Source organism: Photobacterium halotolerans DSM 18316, from assembly GCF_000425165.1.
Lineage (GTDB): Bacteria > Pseudomonadota > Gammaproteobacteria > Enterobacterales > Vibrionaceae > Photobacterium > Photobacterium halotolerans.
The window spans coordinates 19,393-38,093 of the sequence record NZ_AULG01000029.1; the positions used below are offsets into that span (position 1 = coordinate 19,393).

An 18,701-nucleotide genomic window follows, 5' to 3' on the forward strand; every position below is an offset into this window, starting at 1 on the left:
TATCGCATGACGAAAGAGTCCCAACTTCAGGTCGAAGCCATTAAGAACGGTACTGTCATTGACCACATCCCTGCCAATGTCGGTATCAAAGTGCTGCGCTTGTTCCAACTGCATCAGGCTGAAGAAAAAGTCACTATCGGTCTCAATCTGCCTTCCTCGGCACAGGGAACCAAAGATTTAATCAAAATCGAAAATGTGTTCCTCAATGAGGAGTTGGCTAACCAGCTGGCGCTCTACGCCCCCAGGGCAACAGTGAACCAGATTGAAGACTACAAAGTGGTCAAGAAGCTGACCCTGTCGCTGCCTTCACAGATCAACGCTGTATTTAAGTGCCCGAATTCAAACTGCATTACCCACAACGAGCCGGTCGACAGCAGTTTTAAAGTGGTGACCAAACATGACGAAGTCCGCCTGAAGTGCAAATACTGTGAAAAAGTGTTCGCTCGCGACATAGTGACAGATTACCACTGACATTCCGGCACTCATGCCTGAAAAACCGCCTGTGACAAAAATAAGAAAGCCGGCTCAGCCCTGAGCCGGCTTTTCAGTTTCCCGCCCCTTTTCTGCCTCAGTTCAGCCATTCTCAGTTCGACAACATTGTTTCGCTAATTCCGTTCCTAGACTCAGGGAAAGTGCCACTTTTGGCTCCTTTAACAGCCAAAGTGCCGCGCTGAGCCGAAATCTGTCCAGAACGGTTAGCAACCCGTTCTGTAAGAGCAAGTGTGACCAACAACGAGTACATAGCATGAATATCTGTGCGCGGTTTTGTCATCGTTATCTCTGGCCCCTGTTACCCGTACGGCCTGCCATACTGGCCGGCCTGGCCCTGTCTGGCTGTGTCATGACCAACGGTGACGTCTTTGATGCCCCGAAAAATATGGCCAACCAGCAGGTAGTTATCGGGGTGCCCATTTTGCTGGGCGGATTTGGCTCAGCCGTTCCGGTCACACCGAATTTGCAGGTCACGGCCAAACATGTCGCGCGCTATTCCTGGAACCGTGATGTTATCTATCACCCGCTGTGTGATCTGGCGTTGATCCGCACTGACTCTGCCCAGGTGCCCACCTGGGGGTTAATTTTCCCTGATCAGCCTGTGGTCCATCAGGGCCACTCTCTGCTCGGAAACAGCATTGAAGGTAAAGGCAAGTACCTGCAGGATGTGATAGATACCAACAATAATTGCCTGTATTCCCTGAGCGATGCGCCTGTGATGTCTGGCATGAGCGGTGGCCCTGTGTTCAATGAGGCCGGTGAAATCGTCGGCATTACCGTGGCCATTGTCGATAACCCGGAAGATCTCGCTAACCTGCGCCCGGCCGCGCGCTACAGCCAGTTTGTCCCTGCCACGCTGATTTTTGACTGGCTGCAGGAGCTGGGCATCCGCCCGGTATCAGCCAGTCCGGCGCTGGCCAGCGCCCAGGTGTCCCCTTATGTCAATCGCCTCAACCGCAGCACAGACGTGCCCGATTCTCTGGGCCTGCCCGGTAATCACAGCAGCAACGGTCTGACACCGCTTGCCGCCCCTCACAATGCGGCGGCGGCCTCTCCGCTCACCAGCTATGCAACGCAAGTGTCCGGCTCGTTCCCGCCGCCGGATGAAAACAGTAATGATGTGGCCCTGCAGCACAGTGCGACGACTATTTATCAGGAAGAAAAACCCGAAACCAGCCGTTCACCGGCCGAGGTCATCCAAAACCTGAGCAATGATCCCGCGTTCCGCTAGCAAACCTTTTGACCTGTGCATCAAGGCATTGCACACTAGAGGCCGTAAGCATTTCTGTTGAAGCCAAAAAGGATCAAGCATGACTCAAGTACTGCACACAGACAAAGCACCTGCCGCTATCGGCCCATACGTTCAGGGTGTTGATCTCGGTAACATGGTTCTGACCTCGGGTCAGATCCCGGTCAACCCGGTCACGGGAGAAGTGCCGGAAGATATCGCCGCTCAGGCTCGCCAGTCGCTGGAGAATGTCAAAGCGGTCGTCGAATCTTCAGGGCTGAAAGTGGCGGATATCGTGAAAATGACGGTATTTGTGAAGGATCTGAACGATTTTGGCACAGTTAATGAAGTGTACGGCAATTTCTTTGATGAAAACCATGCTTCTTACCCGGCGCGCTCTTGTGTGGAAGTCGCTCGCCTGCCAAAAGATGTCAAAATCGAAATTGAAGCCATTGCGGTCCGCAAAGCCTGATGCTGCCTGCGGTGGGTACTACCGTGGTACAGGGTACAGTAAAGACGGGGTAAACCCGTCTTTTTGCTATTTAAGTGACGCCAGCACCTTGTGATACACCTGACTGAACCAGGCCGTGAACTGCTGCGGTTGGCGGTTCAGACAAGCCGTTAACTCCGCTTGCGGCCACCAGCGGTAGGCCATGACCTCCTCCGGATTTGGCACTATGCGCAGATCCGAGGTTTCCGCCACCAAAACATAATCCAGTTCATGCTCTGTCAGATCGTTATCCAGTTCAGCCCGGTAAATGAAGGGGGCGAACTGTTCAAACTGCGCCACCTCGTCTATCCCCATTTCCTCGCCCAGCCGGCGTATTGCCGCCTGCTGCAGACTCTCACCGTCGCGCGGATGCGAGCAGCAGGTGTTGGTCCATAAACCACCGCTGTGATACTTACCTAACGCTCGCTGTTGCAGCAGATATTCCCTGCCTGATTCCGTCTGGCGGTACAGCAGGACGGAAAACGCCAGATGCAGCCTGCCGTCACGGTGAGCCTGCATTTTTTCCGCCAGGCCGAGGGGCTCACCGGCCTGATTCACCAATATCACGTATTCCCGGCTCATCACTCACCACTTTGACGACTAAGGGCAAAATACCCTGAAAACAAAGACAGGCCCTAACGGCCTGCCTTCCTGATAATTCGATGCAATCCCAAAACGGTTATTTCGCTGAGCGGGCCTGCGCTTCGGCGTTCAGATCATCCAGCTTAGCTGCCATCAGATTGCGACAGTGCTCTGACAGCTCGCGGACATCTTCTTTGGTCATGCCTGCCGTTGAAACAGGCGGCATCACTTCCACAATCACCACACCGTTATTCCAGCGGTTAAACTTCACCTTGTCGGTAGAGCTGCACACAATAGGCACCACAGGCACACCGGCCCCGATGGCGGCATGAAAAGCACCGGTTTTAAAAGGCAACAGACCCCGGCCACGGGAACGGGTACCTTCCGGGAACATCCATACCGAGACCTTGCGCTCTTTAATTTTAGCCACCACCTGACCGATAGTCCCCATCGCTTTACTGCGATTGGCGCGATCAATCAGAATGTTGCCTGTCAGCCAGTATAACTGACCAAATAACGGCATCCACAGCAGGCTTTTTTTACCGACAGTCACAGTGCGTGGCAGCACGGCGCCTGAAATCGTAAACAAATCATAGTTATTCTGATGGTTGCCTATATGTACGCTCGGACCGACTTCCCGCGCGGCGTCCGCAACCCGTAATTCCAGTTTAATGCCCAGAAAGCGGGCCATTTTCGCGAAATACAGCGCAATAGTGTGGACGTGTTTCGGGTTACGCGGGCTTAACAGGCAGTAACCACAGCCAAACACAAACATGACGATGGCAAACAGCGTAAGTGCCAACAGTCGTAATACAGCAATCATCAGATTCTCCTCAGCGTACAAGCGTGCGCTAGTATACTCAGTCAAAGGGAAATTACACCCTTATCACGGCTTTTTTGTTTGATCCTGACGCCATTTCCGTTCGCTAAAGCGCAAATAAAATAAGCCTCTGAACGAGGCTTATTGGGTCTGATGCGCTGACGGCGAATGGCAATCAGCTGTCTTCATTCTGATCCGGATACGCAATTTCATAACTGGTGACCCGCTGCAGACCGCGAGGCAGCATAGCGCCTCTTCTGCCACGCTCACCGTAGAAATTCTCCAGATCCGACACTTTCAGGCCCAGCTTACGTTTACCTGCGTACAGGGTCAGCTCGCTGCCTGCCGGTAAGACCAGCAAGTGAGACAGAAACTCTTCCCTGGCTTTGGCTCTGGCCGACGGAATGTTGATAATCTTGTTGCCCTTGCCTTTACCCAGTTGCGGCAGATCCTGGATCGGGAAGATCAGCATGCGGCCTTCATTGGTAATCGCCAGCACCTGATCTTTGCTCAGATCCGAGATCGGCTGGGGCGGCATCACCTCACATTCCGCCGGAACGGACAGCAAGGCCTTACCATTGCGGTTCTTGGAGATCATATCGCTGGCCTTGCAGACAAAGCCATAACCGGCATCAGAGGCCATCAGCCAGTATTGCTCTTCTTCGGACATCAGCACCTGACGCACGCTGCTGCCGGCCGTAATATTGAGACGACCGGTCACAGGTTCGCCCTGACTCCGCGCCGAGGGCAGTGTATGGGATTCCAGCGCATAGCTGCGGCCATCGCTGCCAATAAAGATCGCAGGCTGGTTACTCTTACCGCGGGCATGGCTCAGGTAACTGTCGCCAGACTTAAAGTTCAGGCTGCTCGGATCCACCTCGTGCCCTTTGGCGTGGCGGATCCAGCCTTTGTCGGACAGCACCACAGTGATAGCTTCGCTTGGCAGCAAATCACGTTCAGTCATCGCCTTGGCTTCCGCACGCTCAACCAGCGGCGAACGGCGATCATCACCGTATGTCTCGGCATCGGCCAGAATTTCTTTCTTCAGCAAAGTGTTCATGCGTCGCTCAGAGCCCAGCAGCTGTTCCAGCTTCTCACGCTCTTTGCTCAGCTCATCCTGCTCGCCGCGGATCTTGATCTCTTCCAGCTTGGCTAACTGGCGTAATTTGATCTCAAGAATGGCTTCAGCCTGCGTCGCACTCAGCCCGAAGCGGCTGATCAGCTCAGCTTTCGGATCGTCTTCCGTGCGGATAATCTCAATCACTTCGTCGATATTGAGATAAGCCGCCAGTAAACCTTCGAGAATGTGCAGGCGCGCCAGCACTTTATCCAGACGGTGCTGCAAACGGCGGCGCACGGTTTCGCGGCGGAAGACCAGCCATTCTGACAAGATGGTCACCAGGCCTTTCACCTGAGGACGGCCATCCAGCCCCAGCATGTTGAGGTTCACCCGGAAGCTCTTTTCCAGATCGGTCGAGGCAAAGAGGTGCTCCATCAGCTGCTCGGCGTCGACCCGGTTTGAACGCGGAACGATGACAATGCGGGTCGGGTTCTCGTGATCCGACTCGTCACGCAAGTCTTCCACCAGCGGCAGCTTCTTGGCGCGCATCATGCCGGCAATCTGCTCCAGCAACTTAGAGCCGGATACCTGATGCGGCAGTGCAGTGATAATGATTTCGCCGTTGTCCTTCGACCACACAGCCCGCATCTTCACGCTGCCTTTACCGGTACGGTAAATTCTTTTCAGATCCTCGCTCGAAGAGGTGATTTCCGCTTCCGTCGGGTAATCCGGGCCTTTGACGAATTCCATCAGGGCATCCAGATCCGCCTGCGGATGCTCAATCAGATGCACCACGGCATTGGCCACTTCACGGGCGTTATGCGGCGGAATATCGGTCGCCATGCCCACGGCAATACCTGTCACCCCATTGAGTAAAATATGCGGCAGCCGGGCTGGCAGCATAGTCGGCTCTTTCATGGTGCCGTCGAAGTTCAGTCCCCACTCCACCGTGCCCTGACCCAGCTCGCTCAGCAGGATTTCAGAGAAACGGGACAGACGCGATTCGGTATAACGCATCGCGGCGAACGATTTCGGATCATCCGGGGCACCCCAGTTCCCCTGACCGTCCACCAGCGGGTAACGGTATGAGAAGGGCTGCGCCATCAGTACCATGGCTTCGTAGCAGGCCGAGTCGCCGTGCGGGTGGTATTTACCCAGAACGTCACCGACAGTACGGGCCGATTTCTTGTATTTGGCTGTGGCGCTCAGGCCCAGCTCTGACATAGCGTAAATAATCCGGCGTTGTACCGGTTTCAGGCCATCGCCGATAAACGGCAGGGCCCGGTCCATGATTACGTACATGGAGTAATTCAGATAGGCATCTTCAGTAAACTTGCGCAGCGGCAGCTGCTCGATACCTTCCATTGAGACATCAGTCATGGTGGCTAAATCCGTGTTGTCCTGATACCTGCCGGTCTGACCGGCAGGCGGAAATCATCAATTGGCGAGGCTCAGACTTCCACGTCGGCCAGATCACCCTTGCTCTGCAGCCAGCTACGGCGGTCTTCAGCGCGCTTTTTGCCCAGCAGCATATCCATCATCTGAATAGTCTGCTCGTCATCATCCACTGTCAGTTGCACCAAACGGCGCGTATTGGGATCCATAGTGGTTTCACGCAGCTGCAAGGGGTTCATCTCACCCAGACCTTTAAAGCGCTGTACATTCACTTTGCCGCGTTTGCCGCTGAGGCGATCGAGAATGCCTTCTTTCTCCGCCTCGTCCAGGGCGTAGTACACTTCTTTACCCAGATCGATACGGTACAAAGGCGGCATGGCAATATACACATGACCGGCCCGTACCAGGGCTTCAAAGTGCTTCATGAACAGCGCACATAACAAGGTGGCGATATGCAGACCATCCGAGTCGGCATCGGCCAGCACACAAATCTTACCGTAGCGCAGGCCGCTCAGATCATCACTGTCCGGGTCAATCCCCAGCGCCACTGAAATATCATGGACTTCCTGTGAGGCCAGTACCTGATCCGCCGACACTTCCCAGGTGTTCAAAATCTTACCGCGCAACGGCATGATCGCCTGAAACACACGATCACGAGCCTGTTTGGCGGAACCGCCTGCTGAGTCACCTTCCACCAGGAAAAGTTCGGTTTTATTCAGATCCTGCATCGAACAGTCGGCCAGTTTGCCCGGTAATGCCGGTCCGCTGGTGATTTTCTTACGCACCACTTTCTTGCTGGCACGCATCCGGCGATGGGCATTGGCAATACACAATTCCGCCAGCTGTTCGGCAATTTGCGGGCGCTCATTGAGCCACAGGCTGAACGCATCTTTGACCACGCCCGAGACAAAGGCCGCACACTGACGGGATGACAGGCGTTCTTTGGTCTGACCGGCAAACTGCGGATCCTGCATTTTCACCGACAGCACATAGGCACAGCGCTCCCAGATATCCTCAGCCGTCAGTTTCACCCCGCGCGGCAGCAGGTTACGGAATTCACAAAATTCCCGCATCGCATCCAGCAAGCCCTGACGCAGGCCGTTAACATGCGTGCCGCCCTGCGCCGTTGGGATCAGGTTCACATAGCTTTCAGTGATTAACTCACCGCCTTCCGGCAACCAGACCACGGCCCAGTCGGCCGCTTCGGTCTGTCCGCTAAAGACCCCGGTAAAGGGGGATTCCGGCAGCAGGGTATAGCCCTTGACCCCTTCAAACAGGTAATCTTTCAGGCCATCTTCGTAGCACCAGCGCAGGGTTTCGTTGGCTAATTTGTCGGTGAAGACAATTTCCAGGCCAGGGCACAGTACCGCCTTGGCTTTCAGCACGCTTTTCAGGCGGCTGACTGAAAACTTCGGGCTGTCGAAATACTTACCATCCGGCCAGAAATGAACACGCGTCCCCTTGGCGCGACGGCCGCAGGTATCAATGACTTCGAGTTCACTGACTTTATCGCCGTTTTCAAACGCAATCTGATACACCTGTCCGTCACGTTTGACCGTGACTTCGACGCGCTTAGACAGGGCGTTCACCACAGAGATACCGACCCCGTGCAAGCCGCCTGAGAACTGGTAGTTTTTGTTAGAGAATTTGCCGCCTGCGTGGAGTTTACACAGGATCAGCTCGACCCCGGATACCCCTTCTTCCGGGTGAATATCCACAGGCATACCCCGACCGTCATCAATCACCTCAAGCGATTGATCATCGTGCAGGATCACTTCGACTTTCCTGGCATGGCCAGCCAGGGCTTCATCGACACTGTTGTCGATGACTTCCTGACCCAGGTGGTTTGGCCGCGCCGTGTCGGTATACATGCCAGGGCGACGTCGAACCGGCTCTAGGCCGTTCAGAACCTCAATGGCTCCAGCGTTATAGCTTTGGTCTGTCATAGATTCGGAAAGTTACGAGAAAATGTTGCCACAATAGTCAGTAACCTCAGCCTTGATGTCAAGCTGAGGCTAATACGAGTCAATAAACAATGCCGTGCCAAAAAGCACGCTGCGAAACAGTTATAAACCTAAAAAGCGGACAATATCGGCGGGATAACGATTAAATCCAATGAAACTGTGATCGCCGTTCGGTTCTACCGTCTGACGACAGGCTGCATACTTTTCCACCGCCTGACGGTAGTCCAGCACCTCATCACCTTCCTGCTGCAATAACCACAGTAAATCCGGCTGATTCAGCTCAGGCATCTCCAGCAGCTTCAGCTCATCCATGTGAACCGGCGACAAGGCGTATTTTTCCTCTGTATACGGATTGACCTGTTCCCCCAGGTAGTCTGCCAGCAGCTCGAAAGGCTTCACGGCCGGGTTAACCAGCACAGCTGGCAAGTGATGCCGCTGGCTCAGCCAGGTGGCCAGATAGCCGCCCAGCGAGCTGCCGACCAGGCCAATGCGATACGCCGGTTTTAATTCAGTTACCAATGTATCAATAAAGTGCGCCGCCTGGCTCGGATAAGCGGGTAGTTGTGGGATCTCGAGCCGGATATCAGGCCGGCTTACCTGGCAGTATTGTGCCATGAGCCGGGCTTTCATCGATTGCGGCGAGCTGTTGAAACCGTGCAGATAAAGCAGCAAAGATTCCATCAGTAACCTGCGGCGTCAAACTGAGGCGAGAAGCTACGCTGGCGCACCCGCTCGACTTTGGTATCAATTTCGCCGTTTGCTTGCAGGCTCAGCCAGCGCCATCCGGGGTTGGACTGATCCAGAGCAAAATCGTTGGAGTCAGGTTTAAACTGGATACAGGTCGACGGCGTGGCCAGCACCCGAACCCCCTGATGCAGCACATCCAGTTCCTGGTGAATATGTCCGCATAATACGGCTTTTACCTGAGGATATGCAGAGACCACCTGCCAAAAGGCCTGATGATTTTTCAGCTGATGCTGATCCAGCCAGCGGCTGCCGGCAGCCAGCGGATGATGGTGCAGCAACACCAGCGCATGGCGGTCCGGGTAGGCGGCCAGAGCTTGATCAAGCATCTGAAGCTGCGCCTGGCTTAATTCACCGTGCGGTACGCCTACCACCTGGCTGTCGAGCAGGATCACCTGCCAGTGTTCACCGGCCAGCACCTGATCACAAGCCTTGATCTGCGGTGAAGGCAGCACGCTTTTCATACTGGGCTGATAGTCGTGGTTACCGGGCAGCCAGAAACAGGGCTGCACCCAGCGCCCGATCCCATCAGCAAAGCGCTGATAGGAGGCCGGTGTGTGATCCTGCGAGATATCACCCGTTGCGATAATGGCATCAAACGGGCGTAGCTGAGCCGCCACTTCGTCGAGTACGGCATGAAAGCTGTCTTTTGTTGCAACGCCCAGCAGGCTGCCTGTGGCATCCGCAAACAAATGGGTGTCGGTCAGTTGCAGCAAAAGTACACTATCTGAATTATCCTGCGGCAGAGAATAGGTCTGCAAAACGTCAAAACCTTGTTGAATGAAATCGTTAATAAACCGATTGCTTACTGAGACCGTTCTTCAGGCAGTAAGCCAGCCAATCTCCCAAAAAGCGATTAACCTGATGTTTTTCATCTTTTTGGTGCATCCGCATATTGGGGTAATCATACCTTGGCTTCAAACGTGAAATCTGCTGAATAGAACACACTTCTGCCACCCTGGCGTCATGATAAAGCCGCACTTTAAAGGTAGGAACCAGATATTCAGGCAAGCTTGCATCGGTTTCCATTTGCAGCTGAATCAGCGTGGTGTAGCGGGTTGATTCCAATATCCTGAGCTTATAATCATGGCCGCCGACCTGATAGGCACACTCCTCCCCTACCGCTTCACTTTTTGGCAGTAATGGAAGCAACTTCGCATAGTTGGTTTCATATAAACGCATGATACCCGCGAGATCGACCGTGTACCTTCTGTTCACAACCCGTCCTTAACCCAATCGGCCTGCAGTTGGTGATAGTGTAATTGCAACCATTGTAGCGCAATGATGCTGGCTGCATTTTCTATTTTACCAGACACCACCCAATCATACGCTTCTTCACGGCTGACCACATGCACCTTGATATCCTCACCTTCATCTTCAAGCCCGTGAATACCGGCTGCCAGACGGCTGTCGACACAACCGGCATAGACGCTCAGGGTTTCCGAACACCCGCCTGAGCTGGACAGATAGCGGGTGATATGGGCGAGCTGCTCAACCTGGATGCCCGCTTCTTCCACCGCTTCCCGGCTGACCACCTCTTCCGGGTTTTCGCCCGGTTCAATGATACCGGCCACAATTTCCAGCTGCCAGGGCTGGCAATCACCCACCAGGGCGCCAATTCGGAACTGCTCCACCAGCACCACCTGATCACGCACAGGATCGTACGGCAGCAGGGCCGCCGCATGGCCGCGGTCCAGCAGCTCCCGGGTCAGAGTCTGGCTCCAGCCGCCGGCAAACAAGCGATGGCGGAAACGGAATGCCTTCAGGCTGAAAAAACCCTGATAAAGCGCTTCTTCATGCTCCACTTCGACATCCATCGCGCCGAGCGCTCCAGGATTATTTCTGGACGGATCAGACATCAGTAATCTCCATGTCACGGACCTTTCACGATTATCGCTCAGGCTCACTGGGGTCACAGTAAACCAAAACAGCATTTTTTCATTCATCGCTATTATGACGCAATGGCTGAACTCAACTTTTTTGATAAATGTTGCAGTAATATTTAACGTGACGCGAAAATGAACACTCGTGATCTGGCGACTAATGTTAAACTGGTACAATATTACTTTCTTACAAGTAATTTTTTGCTGGCTAATGATGGAAATCAACTACTACCGTTGCGACACTTGTACAAAAAGATTGCAATTTCCTTCAATAAACAGCATGTTCTTTTGTTAAATTTGCACAAAAAAATCACAATTGATCAGTTTCAAGCAAGGTATCATCAGGTAAACTGAACATTGCACATTATTTTGTCAGGACCAGGAAAAAGCATTCATGAAAAAATTGCTTCCGCTTTATCTAGGCTTAGCACTGGGTAGCCTCAGCCCATTTGCCATGGCTGACGATCTTGCCGATATCTATGAACAAGCCAAACAGCACGACCCTCAGCTGCTACGGGCCGCGGCTGATAAAGATACCGCTTTCGAAGCGATTAATTCATCCCGCAGTACGCTATTGCCTCAGATCAATCTGACTGCCGGATTGCAGGCCTCCCGCCTGGACTATGATGATGAAGGATTCACCGGTGGCCTGAGCCTGAGCCAGTCGCTGTACAATCGCGCCAGCTGGGTCAACCTTGATATCAGCGAGAAACAAGCCCGTCAAAGCGATGCCAGCTATGCTGTTGCTCAGCAAAACCTGATTTTGCGTGTATCAACTGCGTATTTCTCCGTATTACGTGCGATGGACGATCTGGTATTCGTTCGTGCCGAAAAAGCGGCCGTTGGCCGTCAGCTGGAACAGACCAAACAGCGCTTTGAAGTCGGCTTGTCTGCCATTACTGACGTACACGATGCACAGGCCCAGTATGACAGCGTTCTGGCTGATGAGATCCTGAAAGAAAACGCCCTGACCAACAGTTATGAAGAGCTGCGTGAAATCACAGGTCAGGCACACAAAGATTTATCGGTTCTGGATACCCAGCGTTTCTCCGCCAGCAGCCCGAACAGCGCGGTGCGCACTCTGCTGGAAAATGCAGAAAAAGAGAACCTGACACTGTTAAGTGCCCGTATTGCCCAGGATGTCTCGCGCGACCGCATTGCCCTGGCGGAATCAGGTCATTTACCAACCCTGAGCTTTGATGCCGGCTACAGCTACAACGACATGCAGCAAGGCCAAAGCAGTGATGAAGGAACCATTTCTGCAGGCATTAACCTGAATCTGCCGGTTTACACTGGTGGCCGGGTCACCTCTGAAGTGAAGCAGGCCCAGTATGCTTATGTCTCCTCCAGTGAAACACTGGAAGAAACCTACCGCGGCGTAGTTAAGAATGTGCGGGCTTTCTATAACAACATCAACGCCTCGATCGGCGCTCTGAAGGCTTACCAGCAGTCGGTGATCTCGGCCCGCTCAGCACTGGAAGCCACCGAAGCCGGTTTTGATGTCGGTACCCGTACTATCGTTGACGTTCTGGATGCGACCCGCCGTTTGTATGATGCCAACCGTCAATTGGCTAATGCCCGTTACGATTACATCATCAGCCAGCTGCAGCTCAAGCAGGCTGTCGGCTCGCTCAATGAGCAGGACATTCTGGATGTCAACACAGGTCTTATCCCGGCCAAAAAATAAGACTGCAATACTGCCCTGAAACAGAAAAAGCGCCTGCAATGGCGCTTTTTTTATGGGTGTGGCTCACTCTGTAACCATAGCTTCAGTGCTATGACCTCAGCCACAGTGGCCGCAGACACTCAATCGCTGTACTGCGGCCAGCACCGGTCAGCCTTTCCCGCCGCGGATCGCTTCGATAATTTCTGTGGTTGAACAGCCGTCTTCAAAGTTCAGCACACGTACTTCACCGCCGTTGGCAATCACTTCCTGGCCGCCGGCAATCTGCTCAGGTTTATAATCACCGCCTTTTACCAGCAGATCCGGCAGGATTTCGCTGATCAGGCGCTGAGGCGTCTCTTCTTTAAACGGCACCACCCAGTCTACCGCAGCCAGACCGGCAAGTACGGCCATGCGGCGATCCTCAGGATTCACCGGACGCCCGGCCCCTTTCAGAGCCCGCACTGAACTGTCGGCATTCACTGCCACAATCAGGCGATCACCCAGCTTGGCGGCTTCAGTCAGATAAGCGACATGACCGGCATGCAGGATGTCGAAACAACCATTGGTCATCACCACTTTTTCGCCACGGGCCTTGGCTGCCAGTACCGCTTGTTTGAGCTGGCTTTCAGCCATCACCCCAAAACCGCTGTCCTGGCTGCCGTGCACCGCATTGGTCAGTTCAATGGTCGAGAGCGTTGAAGTACCCAGCTTACCGACCACCACACCAGCGGCGGCATTGGCCAGTTTGCAGGCATCAGACAGGGATTTGCCGGCCGACAGCGAAGCCGCCAGTACCGAGATCACTGTATCACCGGCACCGGTGACATCGTAGACTTCTTTGGCCTGTGTGGGCATGTGCAGCGGCTCCTGACCTTTCTGCAACAAGGTCATGCCATGCTCGCTGCGCGTGACCAGCAAGGCGTCCAGCTCAAACTGTGCGAGCAACGCCAGCCCTTTTTCCACCAGCTCTTCATCGGTTCTGACTTTGCCGGCAACGGCTTCAAATTCAGTCAGGTTGGGGGTCAGCATAGTCGCGCCGCGATAACGCTCGAAGTCTGTCCCTTTCGGATCGATCAGCACTGCCACGCCGTAGCGGCGCCCCAGTTCAATCATGGCGCGGACATGCTCCAGTGCCCCTTTGGCATAATCGGACAGTATCATTGCCTTCACGTTCGGCAATGCCAGTTCCAGCCGTGGCAGGATCAGATCGGCATCCACATCGTGGAAACCTTCTTCAAAATCCAGACGGATCAGTTGCTGCCCGCGGCTCATCACGCGCAGCTTGGTGATGGTGGGATAATCCGGCAGGGAGACAAAATCACAACGCACTTTGAGCGATGCCAGCTTTTCATTGAGCGCCCGCGCAGCATCATCAATGCCTGTCAGGCCAACCAGGCGGGCGTGACCACCCAGGGCGGCAATGTTCATGGCTACGTTGGCTGCACCGCCGGGACGCTCTTCAATCTGGTCCACTTTCACAACAGGTACCGGCGCTTCCGGGGAAATCCGTCCAGTCGGGCCAGTCCAGTAGCGATCCAGCATTACATCACCCACAACCAGCACACTGGCTTGGTCATAATCAGGCAGCGTCAGTTTCATTCTTCTCTCCGGAACGGTAAAAACAGCGGAATATTATCATAAAAGCCGGTACTGCATACAGGCAGGGCATGTCACTGGCATCGGGTTAACATTCAGGTGCCGTGTTGGGTTCAGGCCGGAAAATGGTTTGCCACAATTGCGTCACCAGGTGCCGCTCTGCCGCAAACTGGCTGTCATCGACATAAGCATCATAGCCGAGCAAATTCAGGCGGTGCATTTCATCACGCAGCGTGCAGTATGCCTGAATCAGCGCCAGCGCCTGATCCTCTTCCAGCACCCCTTTGGCTGCCATGGTTTCAAACAAACGAATATTATCGGACCAGCGGGTTAAGGCCGGCTGATCAGCGCAATGGCGTAACACCAGATACTGAGTGATAAATTCAATGTCCGTAATGCCGCCGGGATCCTGCTTCAGGCCAAACTGCCCCGGTTTTTTTGTGCCGAGGTGCTGGCGCATTTTCTCGCGCATGTCCATCACCTCCTGACGCAGCGCACCGGCGTCACGCGGGCGTGACAGTATGTCCGCTCTGACCTTGTCAAAACCGGCCCTGAGTACCGGATCGCCATACACTATGCGCGCACGCACCAGTGCCTGATGCTCCCAGGTCCAGGCTTCCTGCGCCTGATAGGCCGCAAAGGCATCCAGCGGGCTGACCAGTAACCCGGATGCGCCAGACGGACGCAAACGGACATCAACCTCATACAGTACACCGGATGAGGTACGGGTAGAAAACAGATGAACTATCCTCTGGGTCAGCCGCAGGTAGAACTGACGACCGTCAATGGCTTTATCGCCATTGGTGTACACCTCTGTCGGGCAGTCATGCAGGAAGACCAGGTCCAGATCGGAACCGTAACCCAGCTCCAGCCCCCCCAGCTTCCCGTAGCCGATCACACCAAACCCGGTACTGTTGCGCTCAGCCAGATGTGACGGCTCACCATACTTAGCCACCATCTGTAACCAGGCCTGTTTGACCACAGCACCGATGATCGCTTCCGCCAGATAAGTCAGGTGATCACTGACTTTCATCAGGGGCAGCACATCAGCAATGTCCGCCGCCGCAATACGCAATAACTGCGCCTGCTTAAACTGGCGGATGGCTTCCATCTGCTGCTCCATATCTTCTTCCGGAATTCTCGCCAGATACTCCTGCAGCTCAGGCTGGTACTGATCCAGAGGGACAGGATTGTACAGATGCTGAGGGTCGAGCAACTCATCGAGCAGAATAGGGTACTGAGCCAGTTGCTCTGCCACCATAGAGCTGGCCGCACAGAGCCGGACCAGGTGATCCAGCGCGCCGGGATGTTCGCTCAGCAATTCCAGATAGGTCGTCCGGGTGGCAATACTGACAATCAGACGGGAAACACGATCCAGCACCACAGGTGCATCTGCACGGGTGACAATACGCGCCAGCACTTCCGGCATCAGGCGGGCCAGCACTTCGCGGCCTCTTGGCCCTATGGTGCGCTTTACCAGCTCGGCTTTCATATGGCTCAGCACTTCGGCCTGGCGGATGGCATCAGGGGCGGCAACATCGTTCAGAATCGCTGTTACCAGCTCTTCATCCTCGATCATGGTCCACATTTCATGATAAGGCTGCGCCGCGGCGTCCTGGCTGTCTTCCTCATCGGCGCCGATAATCTCGTCGAACACTTGGTGGATCTCAGCCATGTGCTGCTGAATCTGCTGCTGCAGCTCGTGCCAGTCTGAACACCCCATCGCGGTAGCCAGCCGTATTCTGTCCAGCTCGGTATCCGGCAGTGTCTGCGTCTGTTTGTCATTGATGGCCTGCAACAGATTTTCCAGACGACGCAGAAAAGCATACCCTTGCTCCAGATGCTGCACCTGCGCTGCCGGCAATAATCCCAGGGTGTTGACGGCATCCAGCGTTTCCCGCAGGCCGCGGTGCCGCAGGCTGGGCTCCCGCCCGCCACGGATCAACTGGAAGGATTGGGCGATAAATTCGACTTCGCGGATCCCGCCCGCGCCGAGTTTGATGTTATTGCTCAGACCGCGGCGGCGAACCTCTGAGCTGATCATCGATTTCATCCGGCGCAGTGACTGTATCGCGCTGAAATCAATGTAGCGGCGGAAGACAAAAGGACGCAGCATCTGCCGCAATGCCTGATAATGGCCGGCGCTTTCGTTGCCCATGACTTTGGCTTTGATCATGGCGTAACGCTCCCACTCCCGGCCCTGTTCCTGATAATAATCTTCCAGTGCGGCGTAGCTCATCACCAGCGGGCCACTGTCGCCAAACGGGCGCAGACGCATGTCGACCCGATAGCAAAAGCCGTCAACTGTCTGTTGATCCAGCGCCTTGATCAGTCTTTGCCCCAGACGGGTAAAAAACTGGGCATTGGCAATGCTGCGCCGTCCGCCCCGGGTTTCGCCGTTTTCCGGATAGGTAAAAATCAAATCGATATCTGAAGAGAAATTCAGCTCACCGCCACCCAGTTTACCCATGCCCAGGATCAGCATCGGCTGGGGCTCACCGTCAGCATTGACTGGAGTGCCATATTCTTGACAACACTGCGCGTAGAGCCAGTTATAGGCTTCCATGATCAGCGCCTCGGCCAGGCAGGACAGGTGCGACAGGCTTTGGCTCAGGGTGGCCCGGCCGGTAAAATCGCGCCAGGCAATCCACACCATTTCACGGCGACGAAAAGCGCGCAGCTCCCTTAACAACACGGTTTCGTCGGCCACTGCTGACAGGGCCTCCCTGAGCTCAGAACGGTATTGCTCAGCGCGCTCCCCGACAGCCAGGGTTTGGGACAGCCAGGACAGTAAATCACCATCCTGCACCAGGGAGGTCTGTATGAAATCACTGAGACCGAGCACAGCACTCAGTTCGTCGTTCAAATCCGATGGCCACTGGGCCAATGCATCAGGGTGAGCCTGCTGCAGCTTTTCCAGTGCCCGTTCAGCAGCGTGTTGCAAGAGTGCGTGTGTCATATCAATTCCTTGGCAATCAGTCAGGGCTCTCCGCCCAGCATCGCAGTCAATCACCCGAGCCTGGTCAGGTTTCTCAGGTATAAGCAATAAGATAACGGATTACGACAACAACGCCCACCTGTCGGTGGGCGTCTGAGTGTAATCATGGAGCGAAGAACAATCCGGGATCGGTCAGATGCGGAAGGCCTGGATTTTCTGTTCCAAATCGGCTGACTGGCCTTTCATCGTATCCGCCGTTTCTGTCAGCTCAGTGACGACCACCACAGAAGCCTCCACTAACTCCCTGACATTATTAAGGTTTTGGTTCATCTCTTCCGCCACCGCGCTTTGCTGTTCAGAGGCAGTCGCAATCTGGAAGTTCATATCATTGATGCGCTGAACCTGCTGGACAATCTTATCCAGCTCGCCGCCAGCACTGGTCACCAGATCCACCCCTTCTGCCGCCTCAACCACACTTTGCTCCATCAGGCCGACAGCCTGCTTGGCACTGTCTTGCAACTGACCAATCATGTCCTGAATTTCGACGGTGGCCACCTGGGTGCGCTGCGCCAGGTTACGCACTTCATCGGCTACCACGGCAAATCCTCGCCCGGCATCACCGGCCCGCGCCGCTTCAATAGCAGCATTGAGCGCCAGCAGGTTAGTTTGCTCGGAAATGCCCTGAATGGTGACAATCACGCTGCCAATTTTTTCCACCCGGTTTTCGACCTGGGTCACGGCTTCGGCAGAGGCACGGATATCGGTGGACAGCTGATCAATGGTGGCGATCGTTTTCACCACAAATTCCTGCCCCTGATGCGCCTGCTTCGCTGTCCCTTCGGTGGCACCGGACGCTTCACGCGCGTGCTCGGCCACGGTTTGCACCGTAGAGGTCATTTCGCTCATGGCAGAAGCCAGCTGGTCAATCTCATGAAACTCTTCCTGCGCCGACTCTTTGGTTTCCTGCATGCTCATTGACATCACATCCGCCAGCTCATGCAGTTCACCCGACACACTGCGCTGATTCTGAATCACCTCTTTGAGCTGGAGACGGGTACGTTCCAGTTCGCGCGCCAAATCCCCGTATTCATCCTGACAGTTCATCACTATCGGCTGAGAAAGATCGCGGTTGGCCAGACGCTTAATGGCATCGGCCAGATAACCGGTCTGACGCAGCATCAGGCTGGCAGCCCCTAACAGCAACACCATGAAAGCCAGGATCATCAGGGCCGTCTGCCAGGCTATCTGCACCATATAGGCGCTGTAGTAACTGTCGGCGTTATCGGCAGACTGCGAAGCGATCACTAACCAGTGGCCGCTGCCGGCCAGTGGCACGGCATATTCAAACCGCTTGCCGCCGTCCAGAGTCAGGGCACGCTCACTGCTTAACTGGGACAGCACAGAGCCGAGCGGCTGGCCGCCTTCAGCGGAACGACTCAGCGCCTTGATCTGCTCAGCGCCGGGATGACCCAGTACCCGGCCATTCTCTGTGTTGACCAGGTAGTAATACGCACCGTCCGCACTTTTTTGCGCCTGCACCGCAGCAAGGGCCATCGCCTGCCCCTGCTCGCCCTGAGACAAGAGGCTGCTGAACATAGCCGCTTGTTTTTGCGCCTGCTCTCTGACTTGCTCTTTCTGAATATCAATTACTGACTGATAGAAAATACTGGCGTCCCACAATTGTTTCCCTACCAGTAAGAAGGTACTGAATACCATCAGTACGATGAGTTTGGGTACTAGCCTGATATTACTCAGCCCTTTTTCCCAGGGTTTGAAAGCCATGTCAGCCATAATTATTGTTTCTCCTTTGTCCTAGGATCTGTTGATCCTAAAGCGGTTCAGT

15 protein-coding genes are annotated in these 18,701 nt (G+C 54.6%); 4 read left to right on the top strand and 11 right to left on the bottom strand.

Going from position 1 to position 18,701, the window contains the following annotated elements; all coding sequences use genetic code 11:
* Positions 1 to 6 precede the first annotated feature (6 nt).
* From pyrI to H511_RS0108395, 3 genes are all read left to right on the top strand, one after another.
* Positions 7 to 471, top strand: coding sequence for an aspartate carbamoyltransferase regulatory subunit (gene pyrI / locus H511_RS0108380; RefSeq protein WP_027251908.1), 465 nt, complete (start codon positions 7 to 9; stop codon positions 469 to 471).
* A 274-nt stretch (positions 472 to 745) separates the two neighbouring features.
* The gene (locus H511_RS22890) at positions 746 to 1,723 is read left to right on the top strand and encodes a S1 family peptidase (protein WP_051288009.1); all 978 of its coding nucleotides are present in this window, start codon (positions 746 to 748) and stop codon (positions 1,721 to 1,723) included.
* A 79-nt stretch (positions 1,724 to 1,802) separates the two neighbouring features.
* The gene (locus H511_RS0108395) at positions 1,803 to 2,192 is read left to right on the top strand and encodes a Rid family detoxifying hydrolase (RefSeq protein ID WP_027251909.1); all 390 of its coding nucleotides are present in this window, start codon (positions 1,803 to 1,805) and stop codon (positions 2,190 to 2,192) included.
* A gap of 66 nt (positions 2,193 to 2,258) precedes the next feature.
* Here the strand turns inward: H511_RS0108395 and idi are convergent, their stop codons facing one another.
* The 8 genes from idi to nudF form a co-directional block, all read right to left on the bottom strand.
* Complete coding sequence (idi, locus tag H511_RS0108400) at positions 2,259 to 2,792, bottom strand: isopentenyl-diphosphate Delta-isomerase (protein WP_027251910.1); 534 nt, start codon at positions 2,790 to 2,792, stop codon at positions 2,259 to 2,261.
* A 97-nt stretch (positions 2,793 to 2,889) separates the two neighbouring features.
* Positions 2,890 to 3,615, bottom strand: coding sequence for a 1-acylglycerol-3-phosphate O-acyltransferase (locus H511_RS0108405; protein WP_027251911.1), 726 nt, complete (start codon positions 3,613 to 3,615; stop codon positions 2,890 to 2,892).
* Between the two features lie 172 nt (positions 3,616 to 3,787).
* Complete coding sequence (gene parC / locus H511_RS0108410) at positions 3,788 to 6,052, bottom strand: DNA topoisomerase IV subunit A (RefSeq protein WP_027251912.1); 2,265 nt, start codon at positions 6,050 to 6,052, stop codon at positions 3,788 to 3,790.
* 71 nt (positions 6,053 to 6,123) lie between these two features.
* Positions 6,124 to 8,013, bottom strand: a complete 1,890-nt coding sequence (gene parE, locus H511_RS0108415) for a DNA topoisomerase IV subunit B (RefSeq protein ID WP_036759226.1) — start codon at positions 8,011 to 8,013, stop codon at positions 6,124 to 6,126.
* A gap of 120 nt (positions 8,014 to 8,133) precedes the next feature.
* Positions 8,134 to 8,712 carry an esterase YqiA gene (yqiA, locus tag H511_RS0108420; RefSeq protein ID WP_027251914.1) on the bottom strand — a complete coding sequence of 193 codons (579 nt, stop codon included), beginning with the start codon at positions 8,710 to 8,712 and terminating at the stop codon, positions 8,134 to 8,136.
* A complete protein-coding gene (gene cpdA / locus H511_RS0108425; RefSeq protein ID WP_027251915.1) occupies positions 8,712 to 9,536 on the bottom strand; it encodes a 3',5'-cyclic-AMP phosphodiesterase in 825 nt (274 codons plus the stop codon). Before cpdA ends, yqiA begins: the two co-directional genes overlap by 1 nt.
* 28 nt (positions 9,537 to 9,564) lie before the next feature.
* A complete protein-coding gene (locus H511_RS0108430; RefSeq protein WP_081669229.1) occupies positions 9,565 to 9,993 on the bottom strand; it encodes a DUF1249 family protein in 429 nt (142 codons plus the stop codon).
* A complete protein-coding gene (gene nudF, locus H511_RS0108435) occupies positions 9,990 to 10,634 on the bottom strand; it encodes an ADP-ribose diphosphatase (protein WP_027251917.1) in 645 nt (214 codons plus the stop codon). Before nudF ends, H511_RS0108430 begins: the two co-directional genes overlap by 4 nt.
* Before the next feature lie 418 nt (positions 10,635 to 11,052).
* On the opposite strand from nudF, the gene tolC reads away from it, so the two are divergent.
* Entirely contained in the window at positions 11,053 to 12,345 is a 1,293-nt protein-coding gene (tolC, locus tag H511_RS0108440) for an outer membrane channel protein TolC (protein WP_027251918.1), read from the top strand.
* A 147-nt stretch (positions 12,346 to 12,492) separates the two neighbouring features.
* Here tolC and hldE read toward each other — a convergent pair whose 3' ends face one another.
* From hldE to H511_RS0108455, 3 genes are all read right to left on the bottom strand, one after another.
* Positions 12,493 to 13,923 carry a bifunctional D-glycero-beta-D-manno-heptose-7-phosphate kinase/D-glycero-beta-D-manno-heptose 1-phosphate adenylyltransferase HldE gene (gene hldE, locus H511_RS0108445; protein WP_027251919.1) on the bottom strand — a complete coding sequence of 477 codons (1,431 nt, stop codon included), beginning with the start codon at positions 13,921 to 13,923 and terminating at the stop codon, positions 12,493 to 12,495.
* A gap of 85 nt (positions 13,924 to 14,008) precedes the next feature.
* On the bottom strand, positions 14,009 to 16,879 hold the full coding sequence (gene glnE / locus H511_RS0108450; protein ID WP_036759228.1) for a bifunctional [glutamate--ammonia ligase]-adenylyl-L-tyrosine phosphorylase/[glutamate--ammonia-ligase] adenylyltransferase: 2,871 nt from the start codon (positions 16,877 to 16,879) through the stop codon (positions 14,009 to 14,011).
* A 171-nt stretch (positions 16,880 to 17,050) separates the two neighbouring features.
* Positions 17,051 to 18,649: a methyl-accepting chemotaxis protein gene (locus tag H511_RS0108455; RefSeq protein ID WP_027251921.1), complete on the bottom strand. Its 1,599-nt coding sequence runs from the start codon at positions 18,647 to 18,649 to the stop codon at positions 17,051 to 17,053.
* Positions 18,650 to 18,701 lie beyond the last annotated feature (52 nt).